The organism is Bacillus sp. N6, from assembly GCF_052805735.1.
In genome coordinates this window covers 505,604-520,000 of record NZ_CM127843.1, presented here as the reverse complement: position 1 = coordinate 520,000, position 14,397 = coordinate 505,604, and the positions used below count along the sequence as shown (strand labels likewise).

Annotated in this window: 12 protein-coding genes (1 of these 12 running past the window's edge); 3 read left to right on the top strand and 9 right to left on the bottom strand. The window is 36.4% G+C overall.

The features are described 5' to 3' along the window. The 6 genes from perR to ACUXVC_RS02635 form a co-directional block, all read right to left on the bottom strand. Positions 1-122, bottom strand: the beginning of a protein-coding gene (gene perR / locus ACUXVC_RS02660; protein ID WP_000237829.1) for a peroxide-responsive transcriptional repressor PerR. Its footprint begins 307 nt before the window's first position; 122 of the gene's 429 nt are visible here — the first part of the coding sequence; the start codon lies at positions 120-122; its stop codon lies off the left edge, out of view. 299 nt (positions 123-421) lie between these two features. Next, entirely contained in the window at positions 422-877 is a 456-nt protein-coding gene (gene bcp, locus ACUXVC_RS02655; RefSeq protein ID WP_000633711.1) for a thioredoxin-dependent thiol peroxidase, read from the bottom strand. Between the two features lie 44 nt (positions 878-921). After that, positions 922-1,326 (bottom strand): potassium channel family protein, encoded by a 405-nt coding sequence (locus tag ACUXVC_RS02650; RefSeq protein WP_000964343.1) that lies wholly within the window; start codon positions 1,324-1,326, stop codon positions 922-924. Between the two features lie 72 nt (positions 1,327-1,398). Further along, a complete protein-coding gene (locus ACUXVC_RS02645) occupies positions 1,399-2,184 on the bottom strand; it encodes an ABC transporter permease (protein ID WP_000965774.1) in 786 nt (261 codons plus the stop codon). A 4-nt stretch (positions 2,185-2,188) separates the two neighbouring features. After that, positions 2,189-2,980: an ABC transporter permease gene (locus tag ACUXVC_RS02640; protein WP_000521519.1), complete on the bottom strand. Its 792-nt coding sequence runs from the start codon at positions 2,978-2,980 to the stop codon at positions 2,189-2,191. After that, positions 2,973-3,986, bottom strand: coding sequence for an ABC transporter ATP-binding protein (locus ACUXVC_RS02635; protein ID WP_089170375.1), 1,014 nt, complete (start codon positions 3,984-3,986; stop codon positions 2,973-2,975). The genes ACUXVC_RS02640 and ACUXVC_RS02635 overlap by 8 nt, the downstream gene beginning before the upstream one ends. A gap of 127 nt (positions 3,987-4,113) precedes the next feature. On the opposite strand from ACUXVC_RS02635, the gene hemL reads away from it, so the two are divergent. The 3 genes from hemL to ACUXVC_RS02620 all read left to right on the top strand — a co-directional run bounded on the left by hemL (position 4,114) and on the right by ACUXVC_RS02620 (position 11,492). Beyond that, positions 4,114-5,412, top strand: coding sequence for a glutamate-1-semialdehyde-2,1-aminomutase (gene hemL / locus ACUXVC_RS02630; RefSeq protein WP_000673247.1), 1,299 nt, complete (start codon positions 4,114-4,116; stop codon positions 5,410-5,412). Between the two features lie 198 nt (positions 5,413-5,610). Next, on the top strand, positions 5,611-10,047 hold the full coding sequence (locus ACUXVC_RS02625) for a glutamate synthase-related protein (RefSeq protein WP_095691449.1): 4,437 nt from the start codon (positions 5,611-5,613) through the stop codon (positions 10,045-10,047). Between the two features lie 356 nt (positions 10,048-10,403). Continuing rightward, the gene (locus ACUXVC_RS02620; protein WP_000765787.1) at positions 10,404-11,492 is read left to right on the top strand and encodes an aromatic acid exporter family protein; all 1,089 of its coding nucleotides are present in this window, start codon (positions 10,404-10,406) and stop codon (positions 11,490-11,492) included. A gap of 14 nt (positions 11,493-11,506) precedes the next feature. Here the strand turns inward: ACUXVC_RS02620 and ACUXVC_RS02615 are convergent, their stop codons facing one another. The 3 genes from ACUXVC_RS02615 to ACUXVC_RS02605 form a co-directional block, all read right to left on the bottom strand. Continuing rightward, a complete protein-coding gene (locus ACUXVC_RS02615; protein ID WP_001161604.1) occupies positions 11,507-13,267 on the bottom strand; it encodes an ABC transporter ATP-binding protein in 1,761 nt (586 codons plus the stop codon). Between the two features lie 54 nt (positions 13,268-13,321). Then, positions 13,322-13,852, bottom strand: a complete 531-nt coding sequence (gene ntdP / locus ACUXVC_RS02610; protein ID WP_000506627.1) for a nucleoside tri-diphosphate phosphatase — start codon at positions 13,850-13,852, stop codon at positions 13,322-13,324. Positions 13,853-14,116: 264 nt separating this feature from the next. Next, complete coding sequence (locus ACUXVC_RS02605; protein WP_000997586.1) at positions 14,117-14,377, bottom strand: YgaB family protein; 261 nt, start codon at positions 14,375-14,377, stop codon at positions 14,117-14,119. Between the last annotated feature and the right edge of the window lie 20 nt (positions 14,378-14,397).

Below are 14,397 nucleotides of genomic sequence, written 5' to 3'. Positions count from 1 at the left end.
TCCGCTGTTGGGTGCGTCATTGATTCCACAAGGTACTCTAAAATAGCATGACGCTGTGGAGTAATGCGTACACCCGTATTTTTCAGCATTTCTAGCGCTTCTTTTAATTCTTCTTTGACCACCGTCATGCACCCCGATTCTATACGGATTATTATTTTATAATTCTTATAAAGAGTGTACTCCTTTTCTTATAAATCGTCAATATTTCTACTATAAGTATGTGGTTTATTTTTATATTCAGGACTTGTTTTTATGTATCTTTCCCTTTTTCTTCATATATTAAATAGAAAAAAGTGCGACATAATCGCACTTGGAATACTATCATCTGAGGAGGTATGCCCTACACTTCCACTTTATGTAAGGCAGTAAAATATGTATAGACACTTGCCTTGTTTCTGCATATTTTATCTCCAACGTAGATTTATTTTATATAAGAAAGAACATCCTCAATATGTCCTTTCACTTTCACTTTACGCCACTCTTTTACAAGTTCACCGTCTTTATTAATAAGGAATGTAGAACGCTCGATTCCCATATACTCTTTCCCAAAGTTCTTTTTTAACTTCCAAACATCGTATAACTCTGCTACTTTATGATCTTCATCTACTAAAAGTGTAAATGGCAATTCATGTTTCTCAATGAATTTCAAATGTCTATTCGCTGAATCAGGACTTACTCCAAGAATAACCGTATCCTTCTCTTGAAATACTCCATACGCATCACGAAAATCGCATGCTTCAGTTGTACATCCTGGCGTCATATCTTTCGGGTAAAAATAGAGAACTACATTTTTACCGCGGAAATCAGCTAGGCTAACTTCTTCTCCGTTACTTCCCTCTAATGTGAATTCTGGTGCCATTTCTCCTACTGTAATCATTGCTATCACTCCTACTCTTTTCCTTTACTATAACAAATGCTTCCTTATTTTTCATTGTCTATTACAGACCTCATCACAAAAGCAAAAGGGAGTGTATATCCAATTAGCGCTTCTGCAATTGCAATCCATCGCCCAATTCCAATCGGAGATATGTCACCATATCCAACAGACAATAAAGTAACTGCGCTAAAATATAAACAAACTTCAACGAGTTGAAAAGAATGAGCGTTCAAACTTTCTCCGTCCTCTTTCAAAACTGCGAAACCCATTTCCTCTAATACAACGTAACTTAATCCAAACGCGATCAGTACTGTTGTATAGATCAAAAATAATGTGGCCAAATTATACAGCGAAAAAAAACGCGTTGAATCTGAATAGGAACTCCATAATAATTGGACACTTTTCAAAATAGCGATTGCTGCAATTAATAGAATAAATCCCCATAACATGTCCTCCACCTCATTTTATATGTATGAGGTGGAGGACTGATTTATCCCTTAGAAACGAACAAGCTTCTATAATTAATTACCCGCGCCACGGTATCTTTTTACTCCTTGGTTCCAGAGGTTGATTGCAATCGTAAAACAGATAACACCAACAAGTGGCGTCGCGAATGCATAACTATTCCATTCTGTTTTTCTTAAAAAGTACGCTGCTGGATATACTCCAACAAACGCGAACGGTAAAACAAACGTTAAAATGAAACGAATTACACGATTATAAATATTAACAGGATAGCGCCCGTAATTACCTATGTTATACATAAGGGGCATAATTGAACTTTTCGCATCCGACCAAAAACCAAGGCTCGCAAGCGTAACAAATATCCCTCCATATACAAGTGCTCCTCCTCCTACCATCAATATAAATAAGAAGAAATCATACCAGTAAAAAGATAATTGTAACTCCACAGCTGCATATCCCATTACAACAATCCCTGTAATGGCTCCAATTAAAGATTCAAGTTCCATTCTTTCTAATATAATTTGAAATAGGCTATGGATCGGTCGCGTTAATACACGATCCATCTCCCCTTTAATAATGTATCGATCATTAAAATCCCATATATTAAAGAAAGCTGAAAAGATGGCAAATGGTACTAAAAAGAAACCATAAATAAAGATTACCTCTTCTCGACTCCATCCCTTCAATGCTTGTGTATGCCCAAATACAACGAGAATAAATATTAAATTAACTGCTTGAAGCGATAAATCAGAAAGTAAACCAACGATAAAATCGCCTCGATACTCCAATTTCGTTTTTATATATTGACTTGCATATTGTAAAAATAAGTTTATATATAGCATCTCATCATCCCCCTTGTACAATTAGACGTTTTCTCGCCGTTCTCCACATGAGTACAATTGGAATAATAAGTACAATTGCCCAAATCACTTGAAATACTAAAGCCTCATACAACTTACTCCCCTGTATACCTTCAGAAAAAATCATACTTGGAATATAACTAATAGCCTGAAACGGTAAAAACATCATTGCTTTTTGGGCCCATAACGGATAAAAACTAATTGGTAATAATAGACCTGAAAATAAATCAATAACAACGCGTTTTGCATACATAATTCCACTATTATTAAATAGGAAAAACGTAAGCATTCCCGTCATTAAATTAATTTGTGTATTAATAATAAAACTAAATATTAAAGATAAGAAGAAATATAACCACGTTTGAAAATTCGTTGTAATTTGCAATGAAAATAATAGCGTAACGATAACCATGCCCGGGATGGAAAAGAATGCAAAACGGAATATCCCCTCGCCAAGACCTTGCATAACTTTCATACCTAAATAGTTGTAAGGACGAATTAATTCTACAGCCACACGGCCTTCTTGAATTTCCATCGCAATTTCTCTATCTATATTATTAAAATAAAACGCACGTGCCATCCACGCGATTGCGATATACGTAGTCATTTGCGAAATAGATAAACTTTCAATATTCTCTTTTCCGCTATAAATTGCTTGCCACAAAAAATAATATGCGCCGATATTAATTGTATAAATTAAAATCCCGCTATAATAGTTTGTGCGATACGCAAGCATCATTAAAAAGCGAATTCGAATCATTTCAATATACTTACCCATGCGTAATACCTTCTTCATAAATGTTACGAATAATTTCCTCTGTAGACACTTCGTTAATTTTTAAATCTTTAATTTGAAATGCTTGTACTACTTTAGAAATAAGCATTGAAATAACAACTTCTTCATTCGGAATTTTTGCAACCCATGCGTTTTCCTCTTTCGCTTTCGACCAAACAACATGATTATCTGGCATAACCATTGATAAAGCCTGATAGGAAACTGGTGCAACAAACTGAAAGTGTATTTCCTTCTCTGCTCCCCACTGCGTACGAAGATTATTTAAAGAACCGTCATACATAATATTTCCTTCATCCAGCATGATAACACGCTCACATAAAGCTTCAATATCCGTAATATCATGAGTAGTTAATAAAATTGTTGTTTTATAACGTTCATTCATTTCTTTTAAAAATTCACGTATTTTCAATTTCACAAGTACATCTAACCCAATTGTTGGCTCATCTAAAAATAATAACGGTGGATTATGAATTAAGGCTGCTGCTAATTCACAACGCATTCTTTGACCGAGAGATAATTTTCGAACTGGTTTATCTAATAAAGGCCCTATATCTAACGTTTCAATTACGTGCTCCATATGCTCCTTATACTGAGCGTCTGATACACCATACACTTTCTTTAATAAACGAAACGATTCTTGGACTGCAATATCCCACCAAAGTTGCGAGCGCTGTCCAAAGACAACACCAATTGTTCTTACAAATTCTTCTCTTTGTTTATGTGGATTCATTCCATTTACTGTGATTTGCCCTGATGTCGGAGTCAAAATCCCCGTAAGCATTTTAATTGTTGTTGATTTACCAGCACCGTTCTCACCGATATAACCAACCATTTCACCTTGCTTTACAGTAAAAGATACATCATTTACTGCTGGTACTATTTTATAATTACGATTTAATAAATCGCGAAATGCACCCTTTAAGCCCGGACGACTTGAATAGGCTGTAAACTCTTTACGTAACCCTTGTACCTCAATTACCGATTTCATAATCGGACCCCCCTCCTAAATGTCACAACGAATAGTTTACCCAACTGCCTTCGCTATCACAAACAATACGTCTTTTCGAAAAACATGTTAGAATAATACATAGATTTTTGTAAGGAGATGAATTGTAGTGAAATTCACAAAGTCAGAAGCATTACATAAAGAAGCTTTAGAGCATATCGTTGGCGGTGTTAACAGTCCTTCTCGTTCTTTTAAAGCAGTTGGCGGCGGCGCTCCTGTTGCTATGGAACGCGGGAAAGGCGCTTATTTCTGGGATGTAGACGGAAATAAATATATCGATTATTTAGCAGCATACGGTCCTATTATTACTGGACATGCTCATCCGCATATAACAAAAGCAATTACTACAGCTGCTGAAAATGGGGTACTTTACGGAACACCAACAGCGCTAGAGGTAAAATTCGCAAAAATGTTAAAAGAAGCAATGCCTGCATTAGATAAAGTCCGTTTTGTAAACTCTGGTACAGAAGCAGTGATGACAACGATTCGTGTTGCTCGTGCTTATACAGGTCGCACAAAAATCATGAAATTCGCTGGTTGTTACCACGGTCATTCTGATTTAGTACTTGTGGCAGCTGGATCTGGTCCTTCTACTTTAGGAACTCCTGACTCAGCTGGCGTACCACAAAGTATCGCACAAGAAGTTATTACCGTTCCATTTAATAATGTAGAAACTTTAAAAGAGGCGTTAGATAAATGGGGTCATGAAGTAGCAGCTATCCTTGTAGAACCGATTGTTGGAAACTTCGGTATTGTAGAACCTAAACCAGGATTCCTTGAAAAAGTGAATGAACTTGTTCACGAAGCTGGCGCACTAGTAATTTACGATGAAGTTATTACTGCTTTCCGCTTTATGTACGGTGGTGCTCAAGACTTACTTCGTGTGACACCTGACTTAACAGCGCTTGGTAAAGTTATTGGCGGCGGTTTACCGATCGGTGCTTACGGTGGTAAGAAAGAAATTATGGAACAAGTTGCTCCGCTTGGACCTGCATACCAAGCTGGTACAATGGCAGGAAACCCTGCTTCTATGGCATCAGGTATCGCTTGTCTAGAAGTGCTTCAACAAGAAGGACTTTATGAGAAATTAGATGAACTTGGTGCAATGCTTGAAAAAGGAATTTTAGAGCAAGCAACGAAACATAATATCGACATTACATTAAACCGTCTAAAAGGAGCTTTAACTGTATACTTCACAACAAATACAATTGAAGATTACGATGCCGCACAAGATACAGACGGTGAAATGTTCGGTAAATTCTTCAAGCTTATGCTTCAAGAAGGAGTTAACTTAGCACCTTCTAAATACGAGGCATGGTTCTTAACGACAGAACATACAAAAGAAGATATTGAATATACAATCGAAGCTGTCGGCAGAGCATTTGCTGCCCTAGCAGACAATAAATAATCCCGTCATTAAAAGGAAAAAAGAAAGCTCACCTTTCTTTTTTCCTTTTTTCTATTTCATAAATCCCGTATTAATAGTATAATTATTCATAATTATCTGTTTTATATTCTTTTACAGCATTACTATCTCTGTGTACAAGGTGATTTGCACCTTAAATAGTAAGATTATTCTAACTTTTACAAGAGGGGGGATTGACGGATGCTCAATACAAAAAATACATGGACACCGTCTTTATTTCGAGATTATAGAAATGCAGAACACGATGCGTGTGGAATCGTTTCCGTTATGGAGAAACGAAAAATTGCTACAAAAGAAAACATTGACCTTTGTATTCAATCACTCGTCAAAATGAATCATAGAGCTGGTTTCATTAATGGTGAGGGCGATGGCATCGGCATTCACATTGATGTACCAAAAGCGCTTTGGAATGAAAAACTAAAAAGTAGCGGATATAATCCAACGATTGTGGATCATCCCCACTTTATCGTTGGACATTTTTTTCTAAATAAAAAAGAAAACATTACTATCTTAAAAGATTATATTCGTACGCAATTAAACAACAAAAAATTTACAATCATTTTCGAAAGTGATGATGTAACAAACTCCGATGCACTCGGTCCACTTGGTAAACAAGAAGAACCTTTATTTTGGCAAGTTGCCCTTATCGCAGAAAACGAAATTACAAATATTGAGCAAACATTATTTTCTGTCACAATAAAAATAGAGGAAAACGAAGCAATTCATGTTGCTTCATTAAGTCGTGATCATGTTGTATATAAAGTTCTAGGTGCTGGTGATACACTTGTTGCCTACTATAATGATTTACAACATCCACTTATCGCTTCAACTATGACATTAGGACATAACCGCTACTCTACTAATACATTATCTAATTTTTTTCGTGTACAACCATTTAGCATTCTCGGACATAATGGTGAAATTAACACAATCGCAAAATTACGCGATCAAGCTGAAATGATTGATGTACCACTTACTGCTGGAGGCAGTGACTCTCAAGATTTAAACCGCACCTTAGAAACTCTACTTGTTCAATACGACTACAGTTTATTTGAAGCAATGGAAATATTGTTCCCTCCAATTATTAATGAAATTAAACTTTATGAAACACCTTTACAAGATTTATATACGTATATACGTGAAGCATGGGGACATTTTGCACAAGGACCAGCTGGCATCATTTCCCGTTTTAAAGATGAAGCTGTTTTCAGTGTTGATTCCCTTGGATTACGCCCAGTATGGAAAGTAGAGACAGAGAGCTCTTATATTTTCTCTTCTGAACCTGGAGTTGTATCACCAACTAAATATGTAGCAGAACCAAAACCACTCGCCCCTGGAGAAAAGGTTGGATTAAAATGGAATGAACAAGATGAACTTGTTCTTTATGAATATGACAAATATCAAATCCAAGTATATAACCGTTTTAAAAAGCGAATTGATACTACCAATTACCATTTAAATTTATCTATCCCTGAAACGAAAAAAATCCAAGGGCTATGTGATTCTGTTCAAGTTGAAACGAAACAATACGTCGCTTTCGGATGGGACCGAGAACATATTCAGCTCCTTGAACAGATGGCAACAAAAGGCGTTGAGCCAATACGCTCACTTGGGCATGACTCACCACTTGCCGCACTCGATACTGATAGACGAAATATCGCTGACTTTATTAAAGAAAGTGTAGCTGTTGTTACAAACCCTGCAATTGACCGTGACCGTGAAATTGAACACTTCTCTACACGTACTGTACTTGGAGAGCGTCCAAGTTTATTAAGCGGCGCAAAACGGCCATTTGTAGTTGAAATGCTTTCACCAATTATTTTAGAAGGCAGCGTGGCACAACCTATTGCAGAGGAATTACACACAATTACGTATGAACAACTCATAGAGCTATTTATGACTCATAACTCTATCGCCACAATCTCTGCTACATTCAGCTCGTCAGAAACCCTGCAATGTGCATTAAGCCGCATTAGTTTTGAAGCGATAGCTGCTGTTAACAATGGTGCTTCTCTACTAGTATTAGATGACGCAAAAGCTCATCTAAATGAACGCTTGTGGATTGATCCACATTTAGTTACCGCTAAAGTACATCAAGCATTAAGTGAAAATAAATTACGCCGCAATTGTTCTCTCGTTATACGTTCTGGTGCCCTTCGCTCCTTACATGACATTGTAACGCTATATGGATTAGGAGCAGATAGTATTAATCCATATTTATTATTCGCGACTGTAAATGATGGAACAAAAATACCAATTACGAATCTGTATAATGCACTTAATAAAGGACTAGAAAAAGTCATTTCAACAATTGGAATTCATGAGTTACGTGGTTACGGACGTCTCTATTCATCTATTGGGTTACATGAGGGAATTGCAAATATATTACAAATTACAAATTTCTTCGGTTCAAATGATTTAGCTTTTTCACTTGAATCACTTACTGAAGATGCAAAAATACGAGCAGAGGATTATAACAATCCTAAAATTAGAATGCGAAAATCATTTCATATATTCCCGCGAATTTGGAAAGCAATTGGCGATGTTGCAAAAGGAAATTCTTATGATGATTACCGTGACAAGTTAAGTGAACTAGAAGAGAATAACCCAATCGCAATCAGACATCTTGTTCAAACGAAACAAACAAAACATGTCGTTCCAACTGAAGAAGTATCTATCGGCATTCAAAATCATAATTTACCATTTATTATTAGTTCTATGTCATTTGGTTCTCAAAACGAAATCGCCTTTCGTGCATATGCAGAAGCTGCCGATCAGCTAAATATGATTAGCTTGAACGGTGAAGGCGGCGAAATTAAAGATATGATTGGGAAATACCCACATACACGTGGACAACAAGTGGCATCTGGACGATTTGGAGTAAATGCCGAACTACTAAACTCATCAAACTTAATTGAAATCAAGATCGGTCAAGGCGCAAAGCCTGGGGAAGGTGGACATTTACCTGGTTCAAAAGTGACAGCCAAAATAGCTGAAGCACGTAATGCGACAATCGGCTCAGATTTAATTTCACCTTCTAATAACCATGATATTTATTCAATTGAAGATTTAGCTCAAATGATTACAGAAATTAAAACAGCTAATCAACTTGCCAAAGTAGCCGTGAAAGTCCCTGTCGTTCCTAATATCGGAACAATTGCTGTCGGTATCGCCAAAGCTGGCGCTGATTTTATTAACATTAGCGGATTCGATGGCGGAACAGGTGCTGCACGTATTCACGCATTGCAGCATGTAGGTCTCCCTGTAGAAATTGGTGTTAAAGCCGCTCACAACGCTTTATTAGAAGCAAGCATGAGACATAAAGTAGAGATTTGGGCAGATGGTGGTATTCGAAGTGTAAATGATGCCTTGAAAATCATGCTCCTCGGAGCAAACCGTATTGGATTTGGCACACTATCAATGATTGCAATCGGCTGTACTACTTGCCGTGGGTGCCATCTAGATACTTGCCATGTTGGAATTGCGACACAAATCGAGTCTGAAGCACAAGCAAAAGAACACGGATTACGCCGCTTCGTCCCGCGCGAATTAGAAAGCGCAGTTGCTGGCCTGCTAAATTTATTCACCACTTTCGGTATAGAACTAAAACGATTAACAGGACAGCTTGGGTATACAAATTTACAAGCAATTGTTGGGCGTTCTGATTTATTAGAGCAAGTTCGAGGCGAAAATTTATTAAACTTACGTAATTTACTACAAATAATAGAACATCCATCTGTTACAACAACAGAAGGCGTACCGGAAAAACAATTTAAAACAGTTCATTCCGCTGACTCAAAAGAATTAGTAGGCGTTGGTGTAGAGCAACGCGTTATGGGTGGTCTAGAATCATGTTATCGCGTTCGCAGTAAATTATATGAAGCTACTCAACTTGAACCACTTACATTAAAGTATACGAATGGTTCTATTCCCGGAAATGGGTTAGGTGCTTACAATAGTGAAAATTTATTTATACACGTAAATGGCGGCGCACAAGATGGCATTGGTAAAACCTCCTTTGGTGGTGGGATTTATATAACGAAATCAAAAGGAAAAGACGGAGTATATTATAACGGTTCTGTCGGAAAAGGATTTGGATATGGCGCACAAAAAGGGGCACTATACGTACAAGGGAACGCTGATGCTCGCGCTGGCATTCGCCTTTCTGGGGCAGACATGATAATTGGAGGTAGAATAACAAAACCACTCCGTGAAAAAGAGCACGGGAATATAGGGGCATACTCCAATATTAAAGGGTTTGCTTTTGAATATATGACAAATGGGCGAGCGCTTGTTTTAGGTGACCCTGGTCCATGGATTTGCGCCGGCATGACTGGCGGTGTTGTTTATTTACGTCATGATTCAAACTTAGGCTTAACAGAACAAGCCTTAAAAAGAAGAATCGCAAAAGGGGCAAATGTTACATTACAACCAATTAGTAAAAACGGTTTGAAAGATGTAACTGAATTATTGTTAGACTATATTCGTGTACTAAACGAGCATGAGCAATATGAGGAAGTTGCTTTGTTAACCCCGTTATTAGATGATATACAGAACCAGTTTTTTGAAATTATCCCGAAAAAAGAACAGGCAGATCCATCTATCTCAACAGAGTAACATGAGTAATTTTCATTATTAAGAAAAAATTGACGAAGTACACTTCTCATAGTAATCTATAGTAACAATTTGAGACCTGCTGAAATTCAGCAGGTCTTTTTACTAAAAACTGATGTTTAAAAGAAATTAGGAAAAATTATAAAGTGAAACTTTAATTAGCCTACAGCAATTGAGCGTTTACCGGCATCCAGCTACTGAATTTAGAGGCGGGAATCTTACTGTTCACAATTAGCGCGATAAAATGAATACTAATTTCTTTTAACGTCACTAAAATATCACTTGCTAACATATTGTAATGAATGTATAGTATCATGTTGTACATTCATTATGACAAGAGAAAGGATCTTATTAAGGGTATGAAACTTGGTGCTCGCATTTTAAAAACGGGTATTGCCATCACGTTAGCTTTATTTGCTTGTATTTTACTTCAATTACCGAGTCCGGTATTTGCGGGAATTTCAGCTATCTTTGCTGTTCAACCGTCTGTATACCGTTCTTATTTAACCGCACTTGAACAAATTCAAGCAAATGTAATCGGTGCGATATTTGCTATCGCATTTGCTACTGCTTTTGGACATAATCCTTTTATTATTGGATTAACATGTATATTAGTAATTGCTCTTACACTGCAATTACGATTAGAAAACACAATATCAATTGCCTTAGTAACAGTTATCGCCATTATGGAGTATCAAGGCGAAGATTTCTTTAGTTTTGCCTTACTTCGCTTTGCGACGATTATGATTGGTATTATTGCGGCTTCACTTGTAAATTTAGTATTTATGCCGCCGAAATATGAAACAAAACTTTATCATCGTATCGTTGATAATACAGAAGAAATTGTAAAATGGATTCGAATGAATAGCAGGCAAGCTTCTGATTTTACAACGCTAAAAACTGATATTGATCGTATGAAAGAAAAAATGATCAAATTAAACCATTACTATTTGCTGTATAAAGAAGAAAGAAGCTACACGAAAAAAGTAAAGTTCGCAAAAATTCGTAAGCTCGTTTTATTCAGACAAATGTTAGCGACAACAAGCCGTGCTTTAAGTACGTTAAAATCATTACACCGTACTGAAAACGAACTGCGTTACATGCCAGAAGAGTTTCAGGAATCTATCCAAAACGAACTTGACTCATTAACGCATTATCATGAACAAGTTTTATTAAAATTTATTGGTAAAGCAAAAAAACAACAATCTGTTGAGATGCTTGATGAAGTTGAAACAGGTAAACAAGAATTAATTGATATCTTTATGGAATATCAAAATAAGGACGATGAAGAAGCATATAAAACATGGCTACATCTCTTCCCTCTTATTTCTTCCATTATTAACTATAGTGAAGAAGTAGAGCATTTAGATTTACTTGTAGATAGCTTCTACACATACCATAAACCAGAAAAAGAACTCCAAATCGATGATAAAAAAGAAGACGAATAAAAAAACAGCTCCTTTTATGCTAAAGGAGCTGTTTCTGTTATATGTTGAAGTTGATATAAATTGTAATAAAATCCTTTTTTTCGCATTAACTCTTCATGAGAACCAGTCTCTTTAATCTCACCGTCTTCAATGTAAATAATCGTATCAACATGCGTAATCGTCGCTAATCGATGTGCGATTATAATCGTCGTCCTGTCAGCAGCTAACGTCTGAAGCGCCTCTTGAATATACCTTTCATTTTCTAAATCCAATGCCGAAGTTGCTTCATCCAATATAAGTACCGACGGATTCTTTAGAAACACTCGTGCAATTGCCACACGTTGTCTTTGCCCGCCCGATAGCTTTACACCACGTTCTCCAACGACAGTATTATAACCATCTGGTAAGTCTATAATAAAATCATGAATTTGCGCAGCTTTGGCAGCTGCAATCACTTCTTGCTCTGTAGCTTTCGGATTTCCATATAATATATTAGCTCCAATTGTATCGCTAAACAATAAATTATCTTGCAGTACAATTCCAATATTACTACGTAAATTTCTCATATTATACTTTCTTACATCTATCCCATCTACATAAACCGCTCCCTCAGAAACATCATAGAAACGCGGGATCAAACTAGCAAGAGATGACTTTCCTCCCCCACTCGCTCCTACAAGCGCTACTTTCTCTCCAGGCTGCATAGTTAATGACAAGTTGTGTAATATCTCTTTTTCATCTGCATTATAACGAAAAGAAACATTATCAAATACAATTTCTCCATTTAATTTTTTCGTTTGTACCGCATTTGGCACATTAACAATATCGTATTTTTCATCTAACAGTTCAAACACACGGTCCATCGATGCAAAAGATTGTGTTAATGTTGTAGATGAATTAACAAGGCGGCGAAGCGGACTATATAAACTATCCATATATCCAACAAAAGCTACCATCGTCCCTAGCGTTAACTGCCCTTGAATTACTTCATATGCTGCAAAACCAATCACAAGTAATGGACCTAAATCTGTTAACGTATTTACTGCCGAGAATGTTCTCGCCGTCCAACTTGTATGGGTTAATGCTTTCGTTAAAAACTCATTATTTCTTTTTTCAAACTGCTTCCCCTCATACTCTTCTAACGCAAAGCTACGTGTCACTTGCATTCCTTGAATACGTTCATGCAAATACCCTTGCATCGTCGCTAACGCTTGTGAACGCTCTTTCGTCAATTTCCGAAGACGTCCGAAAAAATATTTCACTGCAATTACATAAATAGGTAAAATCAATAATGCAACAAATGTTAATTTTATATTCATAGAAAACATAACAATGATGGCAATAGCAATTGTTGCAGTATCTAACCAGACGTTCATCAAACCAGTAATTACAAAATCCTTCGTTTGTTCTACATCATGGATGACACGCGAAATAATCTCTCCTGTTTTTGTATTGGAGTAATAACGTAAACTTAACTTTTGTAAGTGACCGAAAATATACTTCCGCAAATCATACAGTATTGTATTTGCGATACGCTGCGCGAAATATTGACGATAATATTCAATCGGTGGTCTTAATACCGCAAAAATAAAAAAAGCAATTCCAATCGCTGTTATTAATTGAGATGTTTTATCTTGAAGTGAACCTCCGCCTTGAATTACATCATCGATAATATACTTTAATAACCACGGCATAATAAGTGGGATACCAAACTTAACTAGTCCAATAATAATTGTAATAGCGATAAGCCATCGATATGGTTTAACAAATTGTAAATATCTTTTTATGCCCTGCACATAATCCCCCCTCTAATAGGACAAACCTGCCGGGAAGCCCCCTGCAGGTTTGTTTTAATTTCTGTACATTAAATATCGTTCATACCACATATCTACGAAGTCTGGTGCGAACGGACCTTTTCTTTGATGAATCCACTGTGTTAAATGTGCTACATTTCGTTTTAAAATTGTATCGATAACAGGTGGATACTGCATAATTTGACTATGTTTTTCATACTCATCTTCATCTAGAAGCGTATACGTCATATCTGGATACACTTTAATATCTAAATCATAATCAATATACTTTAATGCTTCAGAATCATACGCAAAAGGGGAGCTTAAATTACAATAATAATATACGCCCTCTTCCCTAAGCATCCCAATCACATTAAACCAATAGTTGGCATGAAAATAACAAATTGCTGGTTCACGCGTAATCCATGTTCGGCCATCCGATTCTGTAACTACTGTACGATCATTCGCTCCGATCACAAGACTCTGTGTCCCTTTTAAAATTGTTGTTTCTTCCCACATTCTATGAATGGAGCCATTATGTTTATAACTATGTATTTGTACTTTTTCTCCTTCTTTGGGAAATCCCATATATGCTCCCTTCTTTCAACTGCAAATGCCCTTTGAACGGCATTCACTTTTCTTCTATTATAACTTTTTTGTCAAAATTTTAAAACTAAAGGGATAAGACTCTATTTTCCACACTGAATATGCAGGAGGTTTATCGTTGAATACAATAATACCCAATCTTCTCAGAACACAAGGATTGTACTGTATTATTTATAAACGAGGACATGTAATAGAAAAAGCCCCTCTCTATTTGAAGGACTTTTCACCTGAAGGCAATAATATATCTTATCCTAAATTTGAAATCATTTTTTCAGTTGTAAAAGATTGGATTACACTATTCGTTTGTTCTTCAAATTTCTCATGTAACATCTTCAACGCTACTTCTGTTCTATATATTTCCTGACGGATAAAATGCAGTTCTTTTTTATCGCACGTATCTTTTTCATTCATTTCAATTTGTTGATACTTCTCTAAGTGTGATTGCAATTTTAACAGCTCATCCATCGTTTCCAATTGTTCTCCCACCAACTTATCAAAATCGTTCATTACTTACCCCCTTTTGGATT

Excerpts from the sequence above, each read along its gene's own strand:
- ACUXVC_RS02620 (WP_000765787.1), top strand. The coding sequence starts at position 10,404 with ATGAAACTTGGTGCTCGCATTTTAAAAACGGGTATTGCCATCACGTTA.
- ACUXVC_RS02645 (WP_000965774.1), bottom strand. The coding sequence starts at position 2,184 with ATGCTATATATAAACTTATTTTTACAATATGCAAGTCAATATATAAAA.
- ntdP (WP_000506627.1), bottom strand. The coding sequence starts at position 13,852 with ATGGGATTTCCCAAAGAAGGAGAAAAAGTACAAATACATAGTTATAAA.
- ACUXVC_RS02635 (WP_089170375.1), bottom strand. The coding sequence starts at position 3,986 with ATGAAATCGGTAATTGAGGTACAAGGGTTACGTAAAGAGTTTACAGCC.
- ACUXVC_RS02605 (WP_000997586.1), bottom strand. The coding sequence starts at position 14,377 with ATGAACGATTTTGATAAGTTGGTGGGAGAACAATTGGAAACGATGGAT.
- ACUXVC_RS02625 (WP_095691449.1), top strand. The coding sequence starts at position 5,611 with ATGCTCAATACAAAAAATACATGGACACCGTCTTTATTTCGAGATTAT.
- ACUXVC_RS02640 (WP_000521519.1), bottom strand. The coding sequence starts at position 2,980 with ATGGGTAAGTATATTGAAATGATTCGAATTCGCTTTTTAATGATGCTT.
- bcp (WP_000633711.1), bottom strand. The coding sequence starts at position 877 with ATGATTACAGTAGGAGAAATGGCACCAGAATTCACATTAGAGGGAAGT.
- ACUXVC_RS02650 (WP_000964343.1), bottom strand. The coding sequence starts at position 1,326 with ATGTTATGGGGATTTATTCTATTAATTGCAGCAATCGCTATTTTGAAA.